13 protein-coding genes are annotated in these 19,221 nt (G+C 72.4%); 4 read left to right on the forward strand and 9 right to left on the reverse strand.

Annotated elements, in window-relative coordinates:
* Nucleotides 1–2,327, forward strand: a 2,327-nt coding sequence (locus D7W82_RS29625) for a serine/threonine-protein kinase (RefSeq protein WP_147439620.1), incomplete at its 5' end; no start/stop codon positions are given.
* Between the two features lie 74 nt (nucleotides 2,328–2,401).
* Here D7W82_RS29625 and D7W82_RS29630 read toward each other — a convergent pair.
* The 6 genes from D7W82_RS29630 to D7W82_RS29655 all read right to left on the reverse strand — a co-directional run bounded on the left by D7W82_RS29630 (nucleotide 2,402) and on the right by D7W82_RS29655 (nucleotide 10,497).
* A complete protein-coding gene (locus tag D7W82_RS29630) occupies nucleotides 2,402–3,814 on the reverse strand; it encodes an L-serine ammonia-lyase (RefSeq protein ID WP_120621549.1) in 1,413 nt (470 codons plus the stop codon).
* A gap of 168 nt (nucleotides 3,815–3,982) precedes the next feature.
* A complete protein-coding gene (locus D7W82_RS29635) occupies nucleotides 3,983–6,673 on the reverse strand; it encodes a cation-translocating P-type ATPase (protein ID WP_120621550.1) in 2,691 nt (896 codons plus the stop codon).
* 20 nt (nucleotides 6,674–6,693) lie between these two features.
* On the reverse strand, nucleotides 6,694–7,674 hold the full coding sequence (locus D7W82_RS29640; RefSeq protein ID WP_120621551.1) for a VWA domain-containing protein: 981 nt from the start codon (nucleotides 7,672–7,674) through the stop codon (nucleotides 6,694–6,696).
* Nucleotides 7,674–8,615 carry a vWA domain-containing protein gene (locus tag D7W82_RS29645; protein WP_120621552.1) on the reverse strand — a complete coding sequence of 314 codons (942 nt, stop codon included), beginning with the start codon at nucleotides 8,613–8,615 and terminating at the stop codon, nucleotides 7,674–7,676. The genes D7W82_RS29640 and D7W82_RS29645 overlap by 1 nt, the downstream gene beginning before the upstream one ends.
* Nucleotides 8,616–8,679: 64 nt before the next feature.
* Nucleotides 8,680–10,023, reverse strand: coding sequence for a hypothetical protein (locus D7W82_RS29650; RefSeq protein WP_233588009.1), 1,344 nt, complete (start codon nucleotides 10,021–10,023; stop codon nucleotides 8,680–8,682).
* Nucleotides 10,024–10,143: 120 nt separating this feature from the next.
* Nucleotides 10,144–10,497: a VOC family protein gene (locus tag D7W82_RS29655; RefSeq protein ID WP_233588010.1), complete on the reverse strand. Its 354-nt coding sequence runs from the start codon at nucleotides 10,495–10,497 to the stop codon at nucleotides 10,144–10,146.
* A 165-nt stretch (nucleotides 10,498–10,662) separates the two neighbouring features.
* Between D7W82_RS29655 and D7W82_RS29660 the strand changes: the two genes are divergently transcribed.
* On the forward strand, nucleotides 10,663–11,847 hold the full coding sequence (locus D7W82_RS29660; RefSeq protein ID WP_120621555.1) for an AI-2E family transporter: 1,185 nt from the start codon (nucleotides 10,663–10,665) through the stop codon (nucleotides 11,845–11,847).
* A gap of 25 nt (nucleotides 11,848–11,872) precedes the next feature.
* Nucleotides 11,873–12,580: a ribose-5-phosphate isomerase RpiA gene (gene rpiA / locus D7W82_RS29665; protein ID WP_120621556.1), complete on the forward strand. Its 708-nt coding sequence runs from the start codon at nucleotides 11,873–11,875 to the stop codon at nucleotides 12,578–12,580.
* On the opposite strand, the gene D7W82_RS29670 is transcribed toward rpiA, so the two are convergent.
* The gene (locus D7W82_RS29670) at nucleotides 12,555–13,142 is read right to left on the reverse strand and encodes an NTP transferase domain-containing protein (protein WP_120621557.1); all 588 of its coding nucleotides are present in this window, start codon (nucleotides 13,140–13,142) and stop codon (nucleotides 12,555–12,557) included. The genes rpiA and D7W82_RS29670 overlap by 26 nt on opposite strands.
* Nucleotides 13,143–13,218: 76 nt before the next feature.
* The gene (locus D7W82_RS29675) at nucleotides 13,219–14,331 is read right to left on the reverse strand and encodes an XdhC family protein (RefSeq protein ID WP_120621558.1); all 1,113 of its coding nucleotides are present in this window, start codon (nucleotides 14,329–14,331) and stop codon (nucleotides 13,219–13,221) included.
* Nucleotides 14,332–14,620: 289 nt separating this feature from the next.
* On the opposite strand from D7W82_RS29675, the gene D7W82_RS29680 reads away from it, so the two are divergent.
* A complete protein-coding gene (locus D7W82_RS29680) occupies nucleotides 14,621–15,892 on the forward strand; it encodes an endonuclease/exonuclease/phosphatase family protein (RefSeq protein WP_120621559.1) in 1,272 nt (423 codons plus the stop codon).
* A gap of 13 nt (nucleotides 15,893–15,905) precedes the next feature.
* Here D7W82_RS29680 and D7W82_RS29685 read toward each other — a convergent pair whose 3' ends face one another.
* The gene (locus D7W82_RS29685; protein WP_120621560.1) at nucleotides 15,906–18,920 is read right to left on the reverse strand and encodes an amino acid adenylation domain-containing protein; all 3,015 of its coding nucleotides are present in this window, start codon (nucleotides 18,918–18,920) and stop codon (nucleotides 15,906–15,908) included.
* Between the last annotated feature and the right edge of the window lie 301 nt (nucleotides 18,921–19,221).

The raw sequence follows: 19,221 nt of genomic DNA on the forward strand, positions 1-19,221 counted from the left end.
GGCAGGCGCTGCTGGACAAGTACCTGGCGGCGGGGCGGGGCCTGGAGGCGGCGCACGCGGCGGGGCTGGTGCACCGGGACTTCAAGCCGGCCAACGTGCTGGTGGGCAAGGACGGGCGCGTCTACGTCACGGACTTCGGGCTGGCGCGGCCCATGGGCGAGGCGGAGGACGACGACGAGGACGGCGAGCGCACGCGGCCGGTGGGTGACGACTCGCCGTTGAACTCGCAGCTGACGCAGGCGGGCCTGGTGATGGGCACGCCCGCGTACATGTCCCCGGAGCAGTTCCGGGGCGAGCTGCTGGACTCGCGGTCGGATCAATTCAGCTTCTGCGCGGCGCTGTACCGCGCGCTGTACGGCATCCGCCCGTTCGACCCGGACGAGCTGTCGCGGGTGGCGTCCCAGCTGCGGCCCCAGGCCGGCGCGGAGGAGGGGCCCGGTGTGACAAGGGCCGCGGCGGTGCAGGTGCTGCCGCCGTCGCCCATCCTGGAGCCGCCGCGCGACTCGAAGGTGCCGGCGTGGGTGCGCCGCGCGCTGATGAAGGGCCTGTCGCTGGAGCCTCGCGACCGGTTCCGCTCCATGGCGGAGCTGTTGACGGTGCTGGGCCAGCGGGAGCGGCGGGCCCTGCTCCAGCGCCGCGCGGGAGCGGCGGTGGCGGCCACGGTGGTGCTGGGCGTGGCGGGCGGGGTGGCTTGGTCGCGCTCGCAGGTGTGCGAAGGAGCGCCCGCGCTGGTGGCGGAGCGCTGGGGGACGGACGCGCGCGAGAAGGTGAAGCAGTCGTTCCTCGCGACGAAGAGCCCGGTGGCGCAGGACATGGCGCGCCGGGTGGGCGAGGTGCTGGACGGCTACGGCGCGGAGTGGGCGAAGCAGCACACGGCGACGTGCGAGGACACGCGCGTGCGCGAGGTGCAGACGGAGGAGCTGCTGTCCCAGCGCTTCGTGTGCCTGGAGCGGCGGCGCAAGGACCTGGGCGCGCTGGTGGCCACGCTGCAGACGGCGGACGTGGCGCTGGTGGACAAGTCGCTGGACGCGGCGTACGCGCTGCCCTCGCCGGGGGACTGCGCGGACGTGGAGTCGCTGACGGAGCTTCAGCCCCGGCCGGCGGATCCCGCGAAGCGCGCGGAGCTGGAGGCGCTGGAGGGGACGCTGGCGGACGTGAAGGCCCGCGTGGACCTGAGCCGGATGCCCAAGGCGCTGGAGCTGGCGAAGGCCGCGGAGGCGCGCGTGATGGCCACGGGCTACCTGCCGCTGATGGCGGAGCTGCGGTTCCACCTGGGCTGGGCGCAGGCGGTGCTGGGCGACAAGGCCGCGGGCGGCGCGGTGCTGGAGCAGGCCGTCTACGACGCGGAGGCCGGCAGGGCGGACCGGCTCGCGGTGGCGGTGATGAACAAGCTGCTCTACGTGGACGGCGAGCAGGAGCAGTTCGCGCTCGCGCAGCGCTGGGGCAGGCTGGGTGAGGCGACGCTCAAGCGCGTGGGCGGCGACGCGGTGCTGGAGAGCGACCTGAAGGTGAACGCGGCCAACCTCGCGCTGATGCAGGATCGCCCGGACGACGCGCTGAAGCTGCTGGAGCAGGCGTCGGGGCTGCTGGCGACGGCGCTGCCGGAGGGGCACCCCAAGCGGGCGCGGGTGGCGTTCACGCTGGGGCGCACGCTGCTGGAGACGGGCAAGAGCGCGCAGGCGGTGACGGTGCTGAAGGACGCGCTCGCCCAGACGGAGAAGGCGGTGGGGCCCGTGCACCTGGACACGGCGCGCCGGCATCAGGCGCTGTCCATGGCGCTGCGCGAGCAGCGGGACTTCACCGGGGCGCTGGAGCACGCGCGGGTGTCGGTGTCGCTGCACCGCACGCTGTTGGGGAACCAGAGCGTGAAGCTGGCGGAGGCGCTGGACGAGGAGGGCATGAGCCTGCTCGCGCTCAAGCGCTACGAGGACGCGCTGCGGGACTACGAGGAAGCGCGGAAGGTGAAGGAGGCGAAGCTGGGGCCGGACGACGAGCTGGTCTACTACTCGCTGGATGGAGTGGGGCAGGCGCAGCTGGGCCTGGGACGCACGCGCGACGCGATCGCCACGCTGAAGCAGGCGCTGTCCTTCAAGGACGTGCAGGAGGACTCGCTGGGCGAGTCCGGCTTCGCGCTGGCGCAGGCGCTGTGGACGGAGGGCGAAGAGGCGGAGGCGCGCGACGCGGCGTCACAGGCGCTCGCGCGCTTCAGGTCCTCTGGGCGCACCGCGCAGTCGAAGGAGGTCGAGGCCTGGCTCTCCGCAAGGCCCGCCCCGGTGGTGAAGGCGGTGCCCGTGTCCGCCGGGCGCGGTGGCAAGCGCAGGCGGTAGGCCCGTCCGCGCCGGTGCCTTGGAGCGCTGCCTGCGTCTGCTACGGGCGGTAGCGCTTCAAGCCGCCGGAGTCGTCAGCACTCCGGCAGGCCGACGCTGAGGTTCGCGACCTCCAGGACGTTGACCGCGAGGCCGCCGCGCGCGGTCTCCTTGTACTTGTCCTTCATGTCGCGGCCGGTGTCGCGCATCGTCTTGATGACCTTGTCCAGGCTGACGAAGTGCTTCCCGTCGCCGGACAGCGCCATGCGCACGGCGTTGATGGCCTTCACGGACGCCATCGCGTTGCGCTCGATGCAGGGCACCTGCACCAGTCCGCCAATCGGGTCGCAGGTGAGCCCCAGGTTGTGCTCCATGGCGATCTCCGCCGCGTTCTCCACCTGCAGCGGCGTGCCGCCCAGCACCTCCGCGAGCCCTCCCGCCGCCATGGAGCACGCGCTGCCCACCTCACCCTGGCAGCCCACCTCCGCGCCGCTGATGGACGCGTTCTCCTTGTAGAGCGACCCGATGGCCCCCGCCGTGAGGAGGAAGCGCACCACGCCGTCCGCGTTCGCCCCCGGCACGAAGCGCCAGTAGTAGTGCAGCACCGCCGGGATGATGCCCGCCGCGCCATTCGTGGGCGCGGTGACGACGCGACCGCCCGCCGCGTTCTCCTCGTTCACCGCGAGCGCGTACAGGTTCACCCAGTCCAGCACTGTCAACGGATTGGTGAGCCCCGCCTCCGGCCGGCTGATGAGCCGCTGGTACATCGCCGCCGCGCGCCGCTCCACCTTCAACCCGCCGGGCAGGATGCCGGGCGTGGTGCACCCGCGCGTCACGCACGCCTGCATCACCGTCCAGATGCGCAGGAGCCCCGCGCGGATGTCCTCCTCGCTCCGCGACGTCAGCTCGTTGCGCAGCATCACCGCGCTGATGGGCTGCTTCTCCCGCTCACAGTGCTGGAGCAGCTCCTCCGCGGACTTGAAGGGCAGCGGCACCGACGCGCTCTGCGCGCGCAGCGGATCCGCGCCCGCCGCCGCGTGCTCGTCCACCACGAAGCCGCCGCCCACCGAGTAGTACATGCGGCAGGCCAGCGTCTCCCCGCCCTCGCCGAACGCGGTGAAGCGCATGCCATTGGGGTGGTAGGGCAGCACCTTGCGCTTGTGCATCACCAGGTGCTCGCCGTCGCGGAAGGGGAGCACCAGCCGCTGGAGCAGTGACACGCGCCCCTCCGCGCGCCAGTGCGCGACGATGGCCGGCACCTTCTCCACGTCCACGTCCTCGGGCGTGTCGCCGCGCAGGCCCAGCAGCACCGCCTTGTCGCTGCCGTGCCCCTTGCCCGTCGCGCCCAGCGAACCGAACAGCTCCACCTTGAGCCGCGTCACGCGCTCCAGGAGCCCCGCGTCCGACAGCCCCACCACGAACGTGCGGGCCGCGCGCATGGGCCCCACCGTGTGCGAGCTGGAGGGTCCAATTCCAATCTTGAAGAGGTCGAAGACGCTGACAGGCATGGCTCTTCCCACCATGCCACGTTCAACACGCGCCGCCTGTGACACCCCACTCACGACGCGCTGCATGCATCCACTTCAAGTCATGCCGCCTGCAAGACAACACGTCCCGCGTGCGCCCGCTCCTCTGGGCGTGGGGGAAGTTGCCACGCCAAGCATGACGCGTGCGGGCTAACCGGCGGCGGGCTGGGGCCCCGTGGCGGGCTGGGGCGGCGAGGCGGGCGTCTTCGGCCGGAAGGCGAGCAGGCGCAGGCCATTGAAGACGACGAGCAGCGTGCTGCCCTCGTGGAGCACCACGGCCTGGCTGATGCGCGTGAGGCCCAGCACGGCGGCCACCACGAGCACCGCGCTCACCCCCAGCGCGATGACCAGGTTCTGCTTCATCACGGCCGTGGCGCGCTTGGACAGCTCCAGCGCGAAGGGCAGCTTCGCCAGGTCGTCGCTCATCAGCACCACGTCCGCCGTCTCCAGCGCCGCGTCGCTGCCGGCGCCGCCCATGGCCACACCGACGGCTGCCGCGGCGAGCGCGGGCGCGTCGTTGACGCCGTCGCCCACCATGGCCACCGGGTGCGTGCGGCCCAGCTCCTTCACCGCCGTCACCTTGTCCACGGGCATCAGCGGCGCCTTCGCCTCGTCCAGGCCCACCTGCTGCGCGATGGAGCGGGCCACCAGCGCGTTGTCGCCGGACAGCATCACCGTGCGCTCGATGCCGCCCGCCTTCAGCGCCTGCACCACCTGCCGGGCGCCGCCGCGCAGCGTGTCCGCCACGCCCAGCACGCCCAGGTAGCGGCCCGCGCGGCGCACCACCATCGTCGTCTGGCCCGCCGCCTCCAGCCGCGCCACCTCGGCGGTGACCTCCGAGGGAATCGCCTCGCCCGCGAAGAGGGCCGTGCTGCCCACCTCCACCGCGTCGTCGCCCACCTTCGCGCGGATGCCCTGGCCGTGGATGGCCTCCAGGTCGCGGCCCGCGGGCACGGCGATGCGCGCCTCGGCGGCGCCGTCCACCACCGCCTTGGCCAGCGGGTGCGCGGACAGCGCCTCCACGCCCGCGGCGGTGCCCAAGAGCTCCTCGCGCGTCACGCCCGGCGCGGCCCACGTGGTGAGCAGCCGGGGGCGGCCCACGGTGAGCGTGCCCGTCTTGTCGAAGGCGATGGCGCGGATGCCGCTCAACAGCTCCAGGTAGATGCCGCCTTTGATCAGCACGCCGCCGCGCGCGGCCGCCGCCACCGCGGAGAGCACGGCGGACGGCGTGGAGATGGCGAGCGCGCACGGCGACGCGGCCACCAGCAGCCCCACCGCGCGCAGCACCGCTTCCTTCATCGGCGTGCCCGTCAGCACCAGCACCACCGGGAACACAATCGCCGACGCCATCACGAGCGGCGCCACGGTGCGCTCCAGGCGCTGGGCGAAGCGCTGCCGCTTGCCCTTCTGCGCCTCCGCCTGCGCCACCATGTCCACCACGCGCGCCAGCACGGACTCCGACGACAGGCGCGTCACCTCCACCTCCAGCGCCGCCTCGCAGTTGATGGTGCCGGAGAACACCTCGTCACCCGGCTTGCGCGCCACCGGCATGGACTCGCCGGTGATGGCCGCCTGGTCCAGGGAGCTCTTGCCTTCCAGGATGACGCCGTCCAGCGGGACGCGGTCGCCCGGGCGCACGACGATGCGCTCGCCGCGCTTCACGTCCGCCACCGGCACCTCCACGACGTCGGAGCCCCGGCGCACGCGCGCCACCTCCGGGCGCAGCTGGCCCAGCGCTTCGATGGAGCGGCGCGCCTTCTCCATGGCCCGGTGCTCCAGCGCGTGGCCCGCGCTGAAGAGGAAGAGCAGGAACGCGCCCTCGAACCAGGCGCCGAGCACCGCCGCGCCCAGCGCCGCCACCACCATCATCGTCTCGATGTCGATGCGCAGCTGCGCGATGGACTGCACCGAGCCCCGGATGGCGAAGAAGCCGCCGCTCGCCATGGACAGCGCCCAGAGCACCGTGGCCACCAGCGGCGGCGCCAGCGCGAAGTGCTCCACCACGAAGCCCGCGGCCAGCAGCACGCCGGAGGCGATCACCAGGGGCAGCTCCAGGAGCGGCGCCAGACCGCCGCCGTGCGCGTGGTGCGAACAGGCGTGGCCCGCCATGGGCACTTCCAGCCCGTACCCGAGCGACTTCACCCGGGCCTCCACGTCCGGCAGCTTCAGCTCCTCCTTGTCGTATTCGATGACCAGACGCTCGCTGGCGTACGCGACGCTGGCGGTGAGCACGCCCTTCATCTTGGAGACGGCATGCTCGATGACCTGGGCCGCGTCCGCGGAGTCCATCCCGCGCACGAACCAGGTGTGATGCAGGTAGCGCGCGGCCACCTGCGCGCCCGTCTTCTGCGCGAGCTTCACCAGCTTCGACACGCTCACCAGCGACGGCTGGTAGTGGATGCACACCTCCGCGTGGCCCGCGTCGCGGCGCAGGTGCACGTCGGTGATGCCGTGCTGCGACTCCAGGGCCGCCTCCAGCCGCGCGAAGCGGCCCTGGTCGTCCGTCTCTCCCGGCAGCGTGCCCTCCAGATCCAACTGGAGCGCGGCGCCACCCCCCTCCGCCGGACGGTGGGCCGGCGGACGGATGACGCGCTGGGAGTGGGCATGGCCGTGGTGGTCATGCCCGTGGTCGTGGCCATGGGAGCAGGAAGGTCCGTGCACGTGGGGCTCGCCGTGCGCATGCGCGTGCCCATGGTGATCATGGCCTTCAGGGCCATGGTCGTGGTCGCACCCCGGGCCGTGGACGTGGCGCTGCACGGCGTTGCCGCCTGCTTGCGCCTCCTTGAGGCCCTTGATGTTCAACGCGCCGAACCGCGAACCGCTCTTCTTCTGCTCCGGCATGGCTTGGCTCTTCCTGTCGCCTAGTGGCGGTGTCCGCGGCGTGAGTGCGAGGGCGCGGCGGCCGGAGGCATTGCCGCCTGGGGCTTTTCGTCCTCGTCCTCGTCGTGGTGGTCCTCGTCCTCGTGCTCCTCGGGGACGGGCTGGTCGAAGCGCTGGCCGGCGACCTCCAGCGTGAAGCGCTTGCACGTCGGGGGAATGTCGAACTCCAGCACCGCGGGCAGGCGGCCCTCGTAGACCTTCAGCACCTTGCCCTGCTCGTCGTAGACGGTGCCGCCGGCGGCGACGGTCATCGTCTCATCCACGAGCACGGCCACGAGCTCCGCCATCTCCTCCATGCGGTCCGCGTGGCGGTGGCACCAGAGGTGTCCCACGCCCGGATAAGTGGTGTGGGAGATCTCCTCCATCTGCTCCTCGTCCACGTGCTCGCCCACGCCCATGAAGACGAAGTTGATGCGCGGCAGGCGGCCGGAGGCGATCTCCTTGGCCACCTGCGTGGCGTAGGCCGTCACGTCATGGGCGTCGTTGATCTGCGAGTCCGTGATGATGACCGCCAGGCCCCGCTTGGCGCCTTCGCCCACCTGCTGCTTGATGTGCGCCACGAAGTCGCGCAGCACCGGCAGCATCACCGTGGCCTTGCCGTAGGACCTGGGCCCGGGGAAGCGGTAGCCCTTGGCCTGCGGGCCCGTGAGGTCGCCCACCATCTCCAGCTGGGTGCCGTCGCCGCAGGCCCAGTAGGTGACGCGCACCTTGCCGTCCCGGTCCTTGTTGGCCAGGTACTCCAGCATCCACTGCATCTGCGGCTCGACCTGGTTCTTCACCGGGGCGAGCTTCGCCAGGATGCCGCGCGGCCCGTACGCGTTCTCCATGCTCGCGGAGCCGTCCATGTAGAGGGCCACGTCCAGGCCCTCCACGGTGGGGTCGTGCAACAGCGTCGCGACGACCTTGTTGCCCATCCGGTGGACGTCGGAGAAGGGGCGGTTGATGACTTCGTGGCCGGCCATCAGTGGTGGTCCTCGTCTTCGTCCTCGTCGTGGTGCTCTTCGTCGGGGAGCGGCTGGGTGTAGCGCTGGCCGTTCACCTCCAGCGTGAAGCTCTTGGCCTCCTCCGGCACGTCGAACTCCAGCACCGCGGGCAGGCGGCCCTCGTACGTCTTCAGCACCTTGCCCTTGTCGTCGTAGATGGTGCCGCCGGCGGCGACCGTCATCGTCTCGTCCACCAGCACGGCGACCAGCTCCGCGACCTGGGTGATCTCCTTCGCGATGCGGTGGCACCAGAGGTGACCCACGCCCGGGAACTCCGCGTGGGCGATGCGCTCCAGCTGCTCCTCGTCGATGTCGTCGCCCACGCCCACCAGCACGAAGTTGATGCGCGGCAGGCGCCCGGAGGCGATCTTCTTCGCCACCTCCGCGGAGAACTTCTCCACCGCTTCGGCGTCATGGAGGCGGCCGTCGGTGACGATGATGGCGCAGCCGCGCCTGGCGCCCACCTTCACCTGCTCCTCCAGGTACTTCACGTAGTCGCGCAGCGCGGGCTCCAGGTACGTGAAGCCGCCCAGCTGCTTCGCGCCGGGGAACTTGTACTGCTTCACGTCGGTGCCCTTGAGCTCACCCACGGGCTCCACCTGGCGGCCGTTGGTGCCACAGGCCCAGTAGGCCACGCGGAGCAGGCCGTTGCGGTCCTTGGTGGCCAGATACTCCAGCATCCACCGGACCTGCGGCTCCACGTCGTTGGAGGCCTCCTTCATGGGGGCGCCGCGCAGCCACTCCAGGAAGGTGCGCTGCTGCGCCTTGTAGGCGTACTCCTCGCGCATGCTGCCGGACGCGTCCATGTAGATGGCCATGTCCAGGCCCTCCACCGTGGGGTCGTGCAGCAGCACCGCGCGCACGCGGTCCCCTTCGCGGTGCAGGTCCGAAAACGGCTCGATCGGCTTCTCGTGTCCCATGGTCTGCCTTTCTGGAGGGTGAAAACGCTATCGCCCGGTGTGCGAGCACCGCAAACGGACGGGGTCAGTCGTCAAAGTCGCTCATCCAGGCTGGCTTCTCGCCGGGAGGGGTGGGCGCCTTCTCCTGCTGCTTGCTGGACGGACGGGCGGGCGCGGCCGGAGCTGGAGCGAAGTCCGCCTGCCATGTGGCCGGGGATGAAGGCTTCGCGGGAGGCGGCCGGGGCGCGGGCTCCGGTTGCAGCTGCGTGAGGCGCGGCTTCGCGCCGCCGGGCTTGCCGTGCGCGCCGATGAAGTCCTGCATCCAATCGCTGGAGCGAACGGGCGGCGTGGGCAGGCGCGGCGGGATGGACGCGGGCGGCGTGGGCGCGCGAGGCACTGCGGGGCGCATCACCGGCGTGCCCGGGGACAGCGTGCCCGCGAGCACGTGGGCGCGCAGCGTGCGCTCCGTCTCCGTGGGCCAGCCCGGCAGGAGCGGCAGCACGCGGCGCGCGAGCTCCAGGAACTCGGGAGGCGGCGCTTCCCGGGGCACGCGCACGGCTTCGTCCTGGAGCCAGCCGGCGAGCTTCCCCACCAGCCCGCCCTTCGTGGGGCGCGGCGTGGCGAGGTCGCCCTTCACCTCGTAGCCGCGCAGCTCCAGGTCCGCGATGGCCATCGCGCGGCTCGGCACGGGCAGCTCCAGCGAAGCGATGGCCTGGGGCCCCTGGTTCGCGCGCGCGTCCTCCTGGAGCTGGGTGAGCACCGTGTGCAGCACGCTCGCGACCTGCGCGCCATTGGCCGCGTGGTGGGCCTGCAACTCCGCGGGCACCGCGGGGTAGGTGAGGACGAGCCCGCGCCCCTGCGCCAGCTGATCCGCGCGGTCGCCCGGCAACAGCGCGTGGTACGCGCGGGGCACGTCGCGGCTCTCCGCGTCCTTCACGTAGTGGAAGGCGTCCTGCGCGCCATGCGCGAAGCCCGCGAGCACGTCACCCCGGGTGACGGTGAGCTGCCCGTTCACGCGCGTGACGGCGTTGCCCGGCCACGGGCCCGTGAGCGTGCCGTAGAGGTAGACGGGGTCGTTGAAGCCGTCCGTGTTGGAGGGGTGCTCCACCACCTCCGGGGCGAAGAAGAACAGCTCCGTCGCGGCCAGGCGGCGCGGCGGCTTGCCGGAGGCGACTTCATGATGCGCGAGCTGCGCCTGCACGGACGCGGGCAGCCGCGCGCGCTCGCTGCCGGGGATGAGCTGGAGCTGGCCCACGACGTCGGTGCAGACGAACCACTCGGGCTCGCCCAGGTACGCGGGCTCCAGCCGGAAGGCGTCCAGGACGTGGACGACCTCCGAGGCATCGCACGGCACCGGTTCAACCGGGCTGGCGGCGTGGGGAACGAAGTAGCGGGGCGGGCTCACGGAGGCCGTGACAGGCTGGCGCAAGCCGCTGGGGCAATCAAGTGTCGGGGCGGCATCCCCGGGTCCGCGCAACGGCGTGGATTCCATCGTTCGCTCCACGCCCCTTAAGGGGACGGGGCGTGGAGCGAAAGTGGAGGCCAGGCGTCATGCGGGCTCGATGAAGTTGAGCCGGTAGCCGTCCGGATCCGTGACGACGATTTCGCGGGTGTACCAGGGCTGCTCCGTGGGGCCTTCCACGTGCGCGCCCAGCGCCGCCGCCTTCGCGGCCACCGCGTCCACGCCGTCCGAGCCCGCGCGGAAGCCCACGAGCACGCCCATGCCCTTTCGTCCCTCCAGCTTCAGGCTTGAAGGAGGGCTCACGAGGTACACGTCCGACTCGCCGCCCCACTGGAGGCGGAGGATGGGAGGGTCCGACGCGATGCGTTCGAAGCCGAGGCCCTCATAGAAGCGCACGGACGCCTGCGCATCCGTCACCAGCAGCTTCACGAACGACCGCATTGTCTGGGGCTTGTCCATGGGCGCGGCAGTCTGCCCGGAGCGCTGGTCAGGCGCCACCGGCTGCCCGCCTGCCCACCAGCCGGGCTCCAACGTCACGTCGGGTAAACCGGGACCGGCCTGTGGAGGCCCGTCGCCTGCCTGGAGGGTGCTCCCTACCTTGGGGGCATGAGGCCTTCGCGCAAGGGGCTCCCCGTCTACGTGCCGCCCCGGACGGTGTGGTCGGTCGGTGTCCAGGTGGTGCTGCTCGTGCTGCTGGGCACGGCGATGCGGAGCCTGGGGCCCGTGCTCACGCTGCTGGCGGCGGCGCTGCTGCTGGGACTGGCGGCGGAGCCCGTCGTGCGCCGGTTGCAGTCGTGGGGCCTGCGCCGGGGTCTGGGCGTGGCGCTCATCGCGCTGACGCTCTTGGGCATCATCGGGCTGCTCATCCTCACGCTGGTGCCGCTGCTCGTGGAGCAGCTCCAGCACCTGGTGGAGGCGGCGCCGGTCTTCTTCACGGAGCTGACCCAGGCCCCCTGGGTGCGGAAGCTGGATGAGCACTTCGGCGTGCTGTCGCATCCGCAGGACGCGTTCAACATGGAGCCCGGCGTGCTGGCCAGGCCGCTCATCACCGTGCTGTCGTCCACGGTGGAGCTGCTGGGCGCGGGCGTCACCTTGTTGGCGCTGGCCGTGTTCGGCCTGCTCTTCGGACACGACCTCTACGCGAGCATCCTGGGCTGGGTGCGCCCGCGCAGCCGTCCCCGCGTGCGCCGCGTGGTGGGCCGGATGCGCGAGGCGGTGGGCAACTACCTCGTCGGCACGCTGCTCATCGTCTCGGTGGGCGGCGCCTTCACGGCGGGCATGTCGCTGGCGCTGGGCGTGCCGTACTTCCTGCCGCTCGGCCTGGTGGCGATGGTGTTGGGGCTCATCCCGTACATCGGCAGCGTCATCACCGCGCTGCTGGTGAGCGTCACCACGCTGGCGTCGGTGGGCTCGAAGCGGGCGATCCTCGCGCTGGCGCTGTTCATGATCTACCAGCAGTTCGAGTCCCACCTGCTCAGCCCCCTGGTGCAGCGGCGCGCCATCAAGATGAACCCGCTGCTCATCTCCCTGGTGGCGCTGGTGGGGGGCTCCGTCGCGGGGCTCCTGGGCGTCATCCTCGCGGTGCCGGCCGCGGCGGCGGGGCAGGTGCTGCTCACGGAGGTGCAGCGCGAGCGGCGCAAGGCGTGGAAGCGCGAGCGGCGCCTGACGGCCCAGGCTTCCGGACTGGGGAACGTGGACGAGGCACTGTTGGCGGGTCCACTCGCGTCGCCGCGAAGTGAAGCGCGGCGTGCACCCCCGGTTGACTCCGGGCATCCTGGGACGCCGCACTAAGGCCGTCTCCTTCCCAGAGCCCGCGATGACTTCCGACGAGAGTGTTTCGGCTTCCCTCAAGCGCGCGGCGGCGGAGCGCGCGGTGGACTTCATCCAGCCGGGCATGGTCGTGGGGCTGGGCACGGGCAGCACGGCCGCGTACGCGGTGCGGCGGCTGGGCGCGCTGCTCTCCGCCGGGACGTTGAAGGACGTGGTGGGCATCCCCACGTCGCACGCGACTGAGGCCCTGGCCGTGTCGCTGGGCGTGCCGCTCACCACGCTGGATGTGCATCCGGTGGTGGACCTCACCATCGACGGCGCGGACGAGGTGGCGCCGGACCTGTCGCTCATCAAGGGCGGCGGTGGGGCGCTCCTTCGCGAGAAGGTGGTGGCGCAGGCCAGCCGCCGCGAAATCATCGTGGTGGACGCGGGCAAGCTGTCGCCCCGGCTGGGCTCGAAGTGGCCGGTGCCGGTGGAGGTGCTGCCCTTTGGCTGGCGCTCGCAGGCGCTGTTCCTGGAGTCGCTGGGTGCGCGCGTGGTGGCGCGGCTCGCGCTGGACGGGGCGCCGTACCACACGGATCAGGGCAACGTGGTGTTGGACTGTGACTTCGGTCCCATCAGCGACCCGGCGGCGCTGGCCGCGAAGCTGGAGTCCCGCGCCGGGGTGATGGCGCACGGCCTGTTCCTGAACCTGACCACCGACCTGCTGGTGGCCGGGCCGGAGGGAATCACCCACCGCGTCCGGGGCGCGTGAGGCGCAGGGCGTCCTCGGCGGTGTCCACGTCCTCCTCGCCGCCGGGCAGCGGAACCTCCACGACGCGCGAAGGGGCCCGGGCGATGAGCCCGCGTGCGCCGCCCGTGGGAGGAAGGGCCTCCAGCTCGGGGAAGAGGGCGCGGGAGAAGAGGGCGGGGACGCCCCGGGTGCCCGCGTAGGCGGACGCGACGATGGGCGCGCGCGTGCGCTCGAAGGTGTCGATGAGCGAGCGCAGGTGGGCCGCGTCCACGCGGAGTTGGTCGCAGAGCATCAGGAGCGCCCCGTCCACGTCCGGGGGAAGCGCCCGCAGGCCCGCGTGCAGCGACGAGCCCTGACCCAGCGCCCAGTCCGGATTGTCCACGCACCGCACGGCGAGCCCGTCCAGCTCCGAGGCGACATCGTCGCGCCGCGCACCGAGCACCACGACCACTTCCGGGCTCGCGGTCAGGGCCCGCTCCGCCGCGCGCCGCACCAGCGACGTGCCTTCGTGGCGCAAGAGCTGCTTGGGCTGTCCCAGCCGCGAAGAACCCCCCGCGGCGAGCAGCACGATGGCGACGGTCATGCACGCCCCCACGCGCGGGCGGGCCCATGCGCCGCTCCGGGCCCGTGGGGCGCGTGCGTCTCGTTGATGCGGTCCCTCACGCCGACTTGCGCTCCGGCGCGGTGGCCTCCGCGTGGATGGGCGCCTGCCGCTCGCGCAGCCGTCCCCCGTCGCGCCCGGCCAGCACCGCCTGCACCTCCGCGATGATGGACAGGGCAATCTCGTCCGCGCCCTCCGCGCCCAGGTCCAACCCCATGGGCGCGTGCAGCTTCTCCAACTGCGCGGCGGTGGGCGGGCGCGCCAGCTCCCGCAGGATGCGCTCCGTCCTCGCGCGCGGCCCGAGCACTCCCAGGTAACGCACCGGCAGCGGCACCAGCCGCTCCAGCAGCTCCCGGTCCTGCGGCAGGCTGTGCGTCATCACCAGCACCACGCTGCGCGCGGACAGCGGCACCTTCTCCAGCACCTCGCTCGCCCGCGACGCGACATGTGCCTGGGCCCCCGGGAACCTGCGGCGCAGCAGGTCCACGGGCCGGTCCGCCACCACCGTGAGGTGCCACCCCAGCCCCTGCGCGCGCGACACCACGGGCGCGACGTCGAAGCCGCTGCCGAACACCACCACCCGCGGCGCCGGATCCACCACCTCCACCAGCACCTCCGCGTCCCCGCACGCGCCGCTCCAGGGCACGCCGCGCACCAACGCCTCCGTGGCCGCCGCGCGCACCGGAGCGAGCAGCGCGCCCTTCAAGGTTCCCCCCGACACGCCGTCCTCGCGCAGCATCAGCCGCGAACCCACCGCGTCCGCGGGGCCCCGGTACACGGTGGCCACCACCGCGCGCAGCGACTGCTTGCGCGCCTCGGCCGCGAAGCCGAGCGCGTCACCCGGGCCGGGCTCCCAGCGCTCCAGCAGGATGTCCACCACGCCGTTGCACCCAAGCGCGAACGACAGGCCGCCCTCGTCCTCCGCGGCGTCGCCGGTGGTGTCGTAGCGCAGCACGCGCGGCCCATCCGACGTCCAGAAGAAGGCCTTGCGCACGAGGTCCCCCTCCAGACACCCGCCGCTCACCCCGCCCGCGAGCCAGCCCTCCGCGCCCATCAACATGCGGGCGCCCGGGCGCCGGTACGACGACCCGGACACCGCCACCACCGTCGCCAACACCACCGGACCGGAGGCACGGCCGCATGCCCGCGACAGGTCATCGAGTTCCTTCATCGTCCACCCATCTAACCATCCGCGCCCCATGCCCGGGCCGATTCCGCCGCGGACGGAGGCGCACCGTCCGACACCCGCCTCATGCCCGGCGCACGCAGGGCGACCTTCCGGCCGAGCGCCCGCCCCCTGCATGCCGCTGGCAGACGAGGCCTGCCGCCACGAACTTGAGCGGAGGACTTCTGGATGGAGGCTCGGTGGAATCCACAGCGCGACGGCATGACGCCCGACATCGCTTCCCCTTTGCTCATGGCACCTCGCGGGCCTGGCGCCCCAGCAAGGGGAGGGCGGCATGAAGATGCCCGAAGTGCTGGAACACCTGCCCGCCGTCGGACACCTGCTCGGACGCAAGCCGGGCGGGCAGGAGGACATCTTGCCAAAGCGTGACCCCACCCTGACCCTGCCGGACTTCCAGGCCGTGCCGCTGCCCTCGAGCGAGCGCCGGCTGGGCGACGGCCGCACCTTCATCGTGCACCACCCCTCGCCGCGCGCGCCCCGGGGACCGGGCCTCACGGTGATGAGCTACAACATCCTCATGGGCGGCGAGCGCCAGGAGGCGCTGCTGGAGTACTTCACCCAGCTGGAGGCCCAGGACCGCATGCCGGACGTCATCGGCCTGCAGGAGGCGGGCGTGCCCATGTCCGTGCTGCTCGCGTCCCGCTTCGGCTTCCACCTGGCGTACCAGGGCAGCGACGGCGACGACGGCACCCGGCTGGTGAACGGCAAGGCGTGGCTCAGCCGCCACCCCATCGTGGACGCCGCGCACTTCACCTACGTCCTCACCGACGCCGAGCGCAATGACGCCATCGCGCGCCAGGGCTACTCGGGAGAGCTGGTGGAGGACCGGGGCGTGCTGTGGCTGAAGCTCCAGGTGGAGGGCCGCCCGCTCTACCTCTACAACCTGCACCACGCGCTGGGGGACTCGGCCATCAACGCCCTCAACCTGCGCCAGCTCAACGCGCTCCTGCGCCGCCGTGAGGGCGTCCCCGCCGTCGTGCTGGGTGACTTCAACGCCAACACCGCCATCAAGCGGGGCGGCTCCTGGCTGGTGGCGCACCTGCTGCACCCGAAGCAGGACAACGACACGGACACCATCGAGGAGTTCCGCCAGCGCTACGGCGACGACATGCACAACGTCACGGTGGGCGACCGCGGCGTGGGCAACATCGCGGATCCGCGCCTGCGCCACGAGCTGCACATGATGGAGCAGGACCTGCCGGAGACGGTCTGCCACGCCACGACGGTGCGCGTGCGGCTGGCGGACCACTCGCTGACGACGCCGCATCACGCCCGTCAGGAGCTGAGCTCCGGCCAGATTCCCAAGCACAGCCCCGCGTGGTGGCGCCTGCAGGACATCGCGGACTGCGCCACGCTCACCTCGCACCCGGACAGCCACGGCGTGGTGCACGCCACGGGCAAGCGCTTCGACAACTTTTATGCGACGCGCTCGCTGGTTCCGGTCCTCTTCGAGGTGGACCGCTCCACCGAGTCCTCTGACCACCAGCCGGTGATGGCCCACTACCGCTTCGGTGACGGACAGGTGAAGTTCCCGCCGCACCACTGACGTTTCGCCCCCGCTACGCGGCGAGGGCCGCGGAGCGGTGGCGCGCGAAGAGGTCCTTCACGTAGCGGCGCAGCAGGGCCGCGTCGATGTCCGGGCACTGGATGTCCGTGCCCGCCAGCGCGGCGCGGGTGTGGTCCGTGCGCACGCGCGGCGTGCGGTGGTGCAGCTCCAGCACCGTGCGGGTGCCGTGGTAGACCTTCTCCCGCAGGAACGCGACCAGCGGGAAGAGGGCGTTGTCCGGCCCCACCCGTCCCAGCTCGCGCAGCCACACCGCCGGCGCCACGCGGCGCACCGGGTGGCCGTGCTCGCCCAGCATGTCGAAGAGGGCGTTGTGGGAGGGCTCCTGCTCGCGCTCCGGCGCCAGGTTGTACGTGCCGCCCGGCGCCTGGGTGAGCACCAGGTGCGCGGTGGCGCTGGCCACGTAGTCCACCGGCACCGGCAGCCAGTACTTGTCCGGCAGGTCCGGCGACATGCCCAGCTGCGCGTTGCCCACCAGCAGCCGGCACAGCATGTCGTCCGCGTTGCCAATGCCCGTGCGGCTGTGGCCCTGGATGAAGCCCGGCCGGTAGATGCTGACCGGCAGGCCGCTGTCGCGCGCGTCCACGGCGAGCCGCTCCGCGACCCACTTGGCCCGCGTGTAGCCGTTCTCGTAGGACATCAGGTCCAGCGAGCGCTCCAGCGCGAAGTCCTCGTCCACCTCCTCCAGGCCCAGCAGCGTGCCCACCGCGCCGTGGACGCTGAGCGAGGACACGTGGTGCAGGGGCTTCGCGCGGCCGTGCGCGCAGAAGGCAATCACCTGCTGCGTGCCTGCGACGTTGGGCCTCCCCGCGTCCGCGTACGGCAGGATGTAGCTGATGCTCGCGGCCGAGTGCACCACCGCGTCGCACTGGAGCGCCAGGGCGTCATGCACGGACGCCTCCAGCCCCAGCCGCGTCCGGGTGATGTCGCCCGCCACCGCCTGGATGCGCCCGTCGCGCCAGGGCAGGTGCACGCCGTACTTGCGCGCGGTGGCGCGAAGCCGCGCGCCGGCCTCCGCGTCGTCGCGCGCCCGCACCAGGCAGTGGATGCGCTCCACGCGAGGCGCCAGCGCGGCCAGCAGGTGGATGCCCAGAAAACCCGTCGCCCCCGTGAGCAGGAGCGTGCGCGGCGGCTGCGTGGCGAGCACGGGCGCCGTGAGCCGGGGCAGTCCAGCGGACCGCGCGTCGGTCAGCAGCGTGGCGCGCACGCCCTGGGGGCCTGCTTCGGCCGGGGCCGCGCCGGCCTCGCAGAAGGGCAGCAGCAGCTGGGGCGTGGGGTGCGAGTACACGTGGCGCGACGGCAGCGACACGCCGAAGTCCTCCTCCACCTGGGCCAGCACGTGCGCCACGCCCAGGGAGTCGCCGCCCGCCTGGAAGAAGTGCGTGTTCGCGGTGACGGTGCCCGGGGCCGCGCGCAGCCCCCGCTCGAAGGCGCGGCACAGCCGGTCGATGGGGGTCGCGGGGACGGAGGGCGCTTCGGGCGCGGCGCGGGCTTCGGACGCGGTGGCGCCCACCCAGTCCGCGGGGGGCGGCAGGGCCTGCCGGTCCACCTTGCCCAGGTGGGGCATGAGCGGCAGGCGCGGCAGCTCCACGAAGCGGTGCGGCACCATGTAGTCCGGCAGCGCGACGCCCAGGTGCGCGCGCAGCGCGTCCAGCGACACCGTGTGGCCCTCCTGCACGCTGTGGTACGCCACCAGCAGGCCCGTCGTCTGGCCCTGCGCGTCCGTGTGCTCGAAGACCGTCACCGCCGCCTGCGCGACGCCCGGGTACGCGTACAGCGCCTGCTCGATGGCCTCCAGCTCGATGCGGAAGCCGCGCAGCTTCACCTGCTGGTCCATCCGGCCCAGGAACACGAGCGCCCCATCCGCGCGGCGCACGGCCTCATCCCCGGTGCGGTACCACCGGGCGCCCTGCGCGTCCGTGGGGAAGCGCTCCTGTGTGCGCTCGGGCTGGTTGCGGTAGCCCTCCGCCACGCCCTCGCCGCCAATCCACACCTCGCCCGTCGCGCCCAGCGCGACGTCCTGGCCCTCCGCTCCCACCACGCGCAGCCGCACGCCCGGCAGCGCCTGGCCGATGGGCACGGGCGACTCGCCGCCCTTCACCTGGTACGCGGTCGCGCAGACCGTCCCCTCCGTGGGGCCGTAGGCGTTGAAGACGCGGCGGCCGGACGCATGCCACCGCTCCGCGAGCGGCGCCGGGCAGCGCTCGCCCGCCATCACCACGCACGCCACGTCCGGCAGCGCGTCCACGTGCGGCCCCAGCTGCCCCAGCACGGACGGCGGCAGGCACAGGTGGGTCACGCGCTGCTGGCGCAGGTACTCCGCCATGCGCCGGCCGGGCAGCAGGTCCTCGCGCGTGCCCTGCACCACGGCGCCGCCCGCGAACAGCGTGGGGAACACCTCCCACACGGACGCGTCGAAGTTGATGCTGGCGAACTGGAGGTGCCGCGTGTCCGGCCCCAGGCCCAACAGCGGCCCCACGCCGTGCACCAGGTTCACGAGCCCCCGGAACGTGCACACCACGCCCTTGGGCTCACCCGTGCTGCCGGAGGTGTAGATGAGGTAGGCCGGCCGGTCCGGCGGCGCGTCGATGACGTCCGGGACGTCGCCGTCCTCCGCGCCATCCACCGCCGTCGCATCCGCCTCCAGGAAGGGCAGGGGCGTCCCCAGCCAGGTCTCCAGGAGCCCCACGGAGACGCGGTGCATGCGCTGCGTGACGACGCCGCGCAGGCCCGCGTCGCGCAGGATGCGCAGGAGCCGCTCGTCCGGGAGGAAGGGATCCAACGGCACGTAGGCCGCGCCCGCCATCCAGATGCCCAGGATGGCCGGGATGACCTCCGGCCCGGGCACCACCATCAACCCCACGCGGTCACCCGGCCGCACGTCCCACTCGGCCCGCAGCCGCCGCGCCACCCGGGACGCCCGGCGCAACAGCTCCGGCTGCTTCAGCACCGTGGACCCGAAGGAGATCTCCGCGGTCGGGGGAAGACGCAGCGTGGACGGGAGGGCCATGGTGCATTCCTTGGATGTGGTGACTCACGCGGGGGTGTTTCGCGTCTGAAAAGTCTAAAGACTGTCAGCGTCCGCGCAATAAGTAGGAACCGCGTGGTGATACACGCGGAGTCTTGATTGCGACACACACGCTCGGGTCATCCGCACCCCCGTCTCCGCCTGGGGACGCCCGCACGCGGTGTATGTCATTCCTGTCTGGATATATCTTTGGAACACCGCGGGCGCGCATGTCCACGTCAGGGTGGTGATGTCTGTCTTTTTCCCGTGGGGGTGTGCCACCGCCGCGCGCGGGCTCCAGGTG

The sequence above is a fragment of the Corallococcus sp. CA049B genome (assembly GCF_003611685.1).
Classification (GTDB): Bacteria; Myxococcota; Myxococcia; order Myxococcales; family Myxococcaceae; genus Corallococcus; species Corallococcus coralloides.

Bases quoted from the DNA above. Each gene is read 5' to 3' on its own strand.
- D7W82_RS29630 (WP_120621549.1), bottom strand. From the start codon at position 3,814: ATGCCTGTCAGCGTCTTCGACCTCTTCAAGATTGGAATTGGACCCTCC.
- D7W82_RS29635 (WP_120621550.1), bottom strand. From the start codon at position 6,673: ATGCCGGAGCAGAAGAAGAGCGGTTCGCGGTTCGGCGCGTTGAACATC.
- D7W82_RS29640 (WP_120621551.1), bottom strand. From the start codon at position 7,674: ATGGCCGGCCACGAAGTCATCAACCGCCCCTTCTCCGACGTCCACCGG.
- D7W82_RS29645 (WP_120621552.1), bottom strand. From the start codon at position 8,615: ATGGGACACGAGAAGCCGATCGAGCCGTTTTCGGACCTGCACCGCGAA.
- D7W82_RS29655 (WP_233588010.1), bottom strand. From the start codon at position 10,497: ATGCGGTCGTTCGTGAAGCTGCTGGTGACGGATGCGCAGGCGTCCGTG.
- D7W82_RS29660 (WP_120621555.1), top strand. From the start codon at position 10,663: ATGAGGCCTTCGCGCAAGGGGCTCCCCGTCTACGTGCCGCCCCGGACG.
- rpiA (WP_120621556.1), top strand. From the start codon at position 11,873: ATGACTTCCGACGAGAGTGTTTCGGCTTCCCTCAAGCGCGCGGCGGCG.
- D7W82_RS29670 (WP_120621557.1), bottom strand. From the start codon at position 13,142: ATGACCGTCGCCATCGTGCTGCTCGCCGCGGGGGGTTCTTCGCGGCTG.
- D7W82_RS29675 (WP_120621558.1), bottom strand. From the start codon at position 14,331: ATGAAGGAACTCGATGACCTGTCGCGGGCATGCGGCCGTGCCTCCGGT.
- D7W82_RS29680 (WP_120621559.1), top strand. From the start codon at position 14,621: ATGAAGATGCCCGAAGTGCTGGAACACCTGCCCGCCGTCGGACACCTG.
- D7W82_RS29685 (WP_120621560.1), bottom strand. From the start codon at position 18,920: ATGGCCCTCCCGTCCACGCTGCGTCTTCCCCCGACCGCGGAGATCTCC.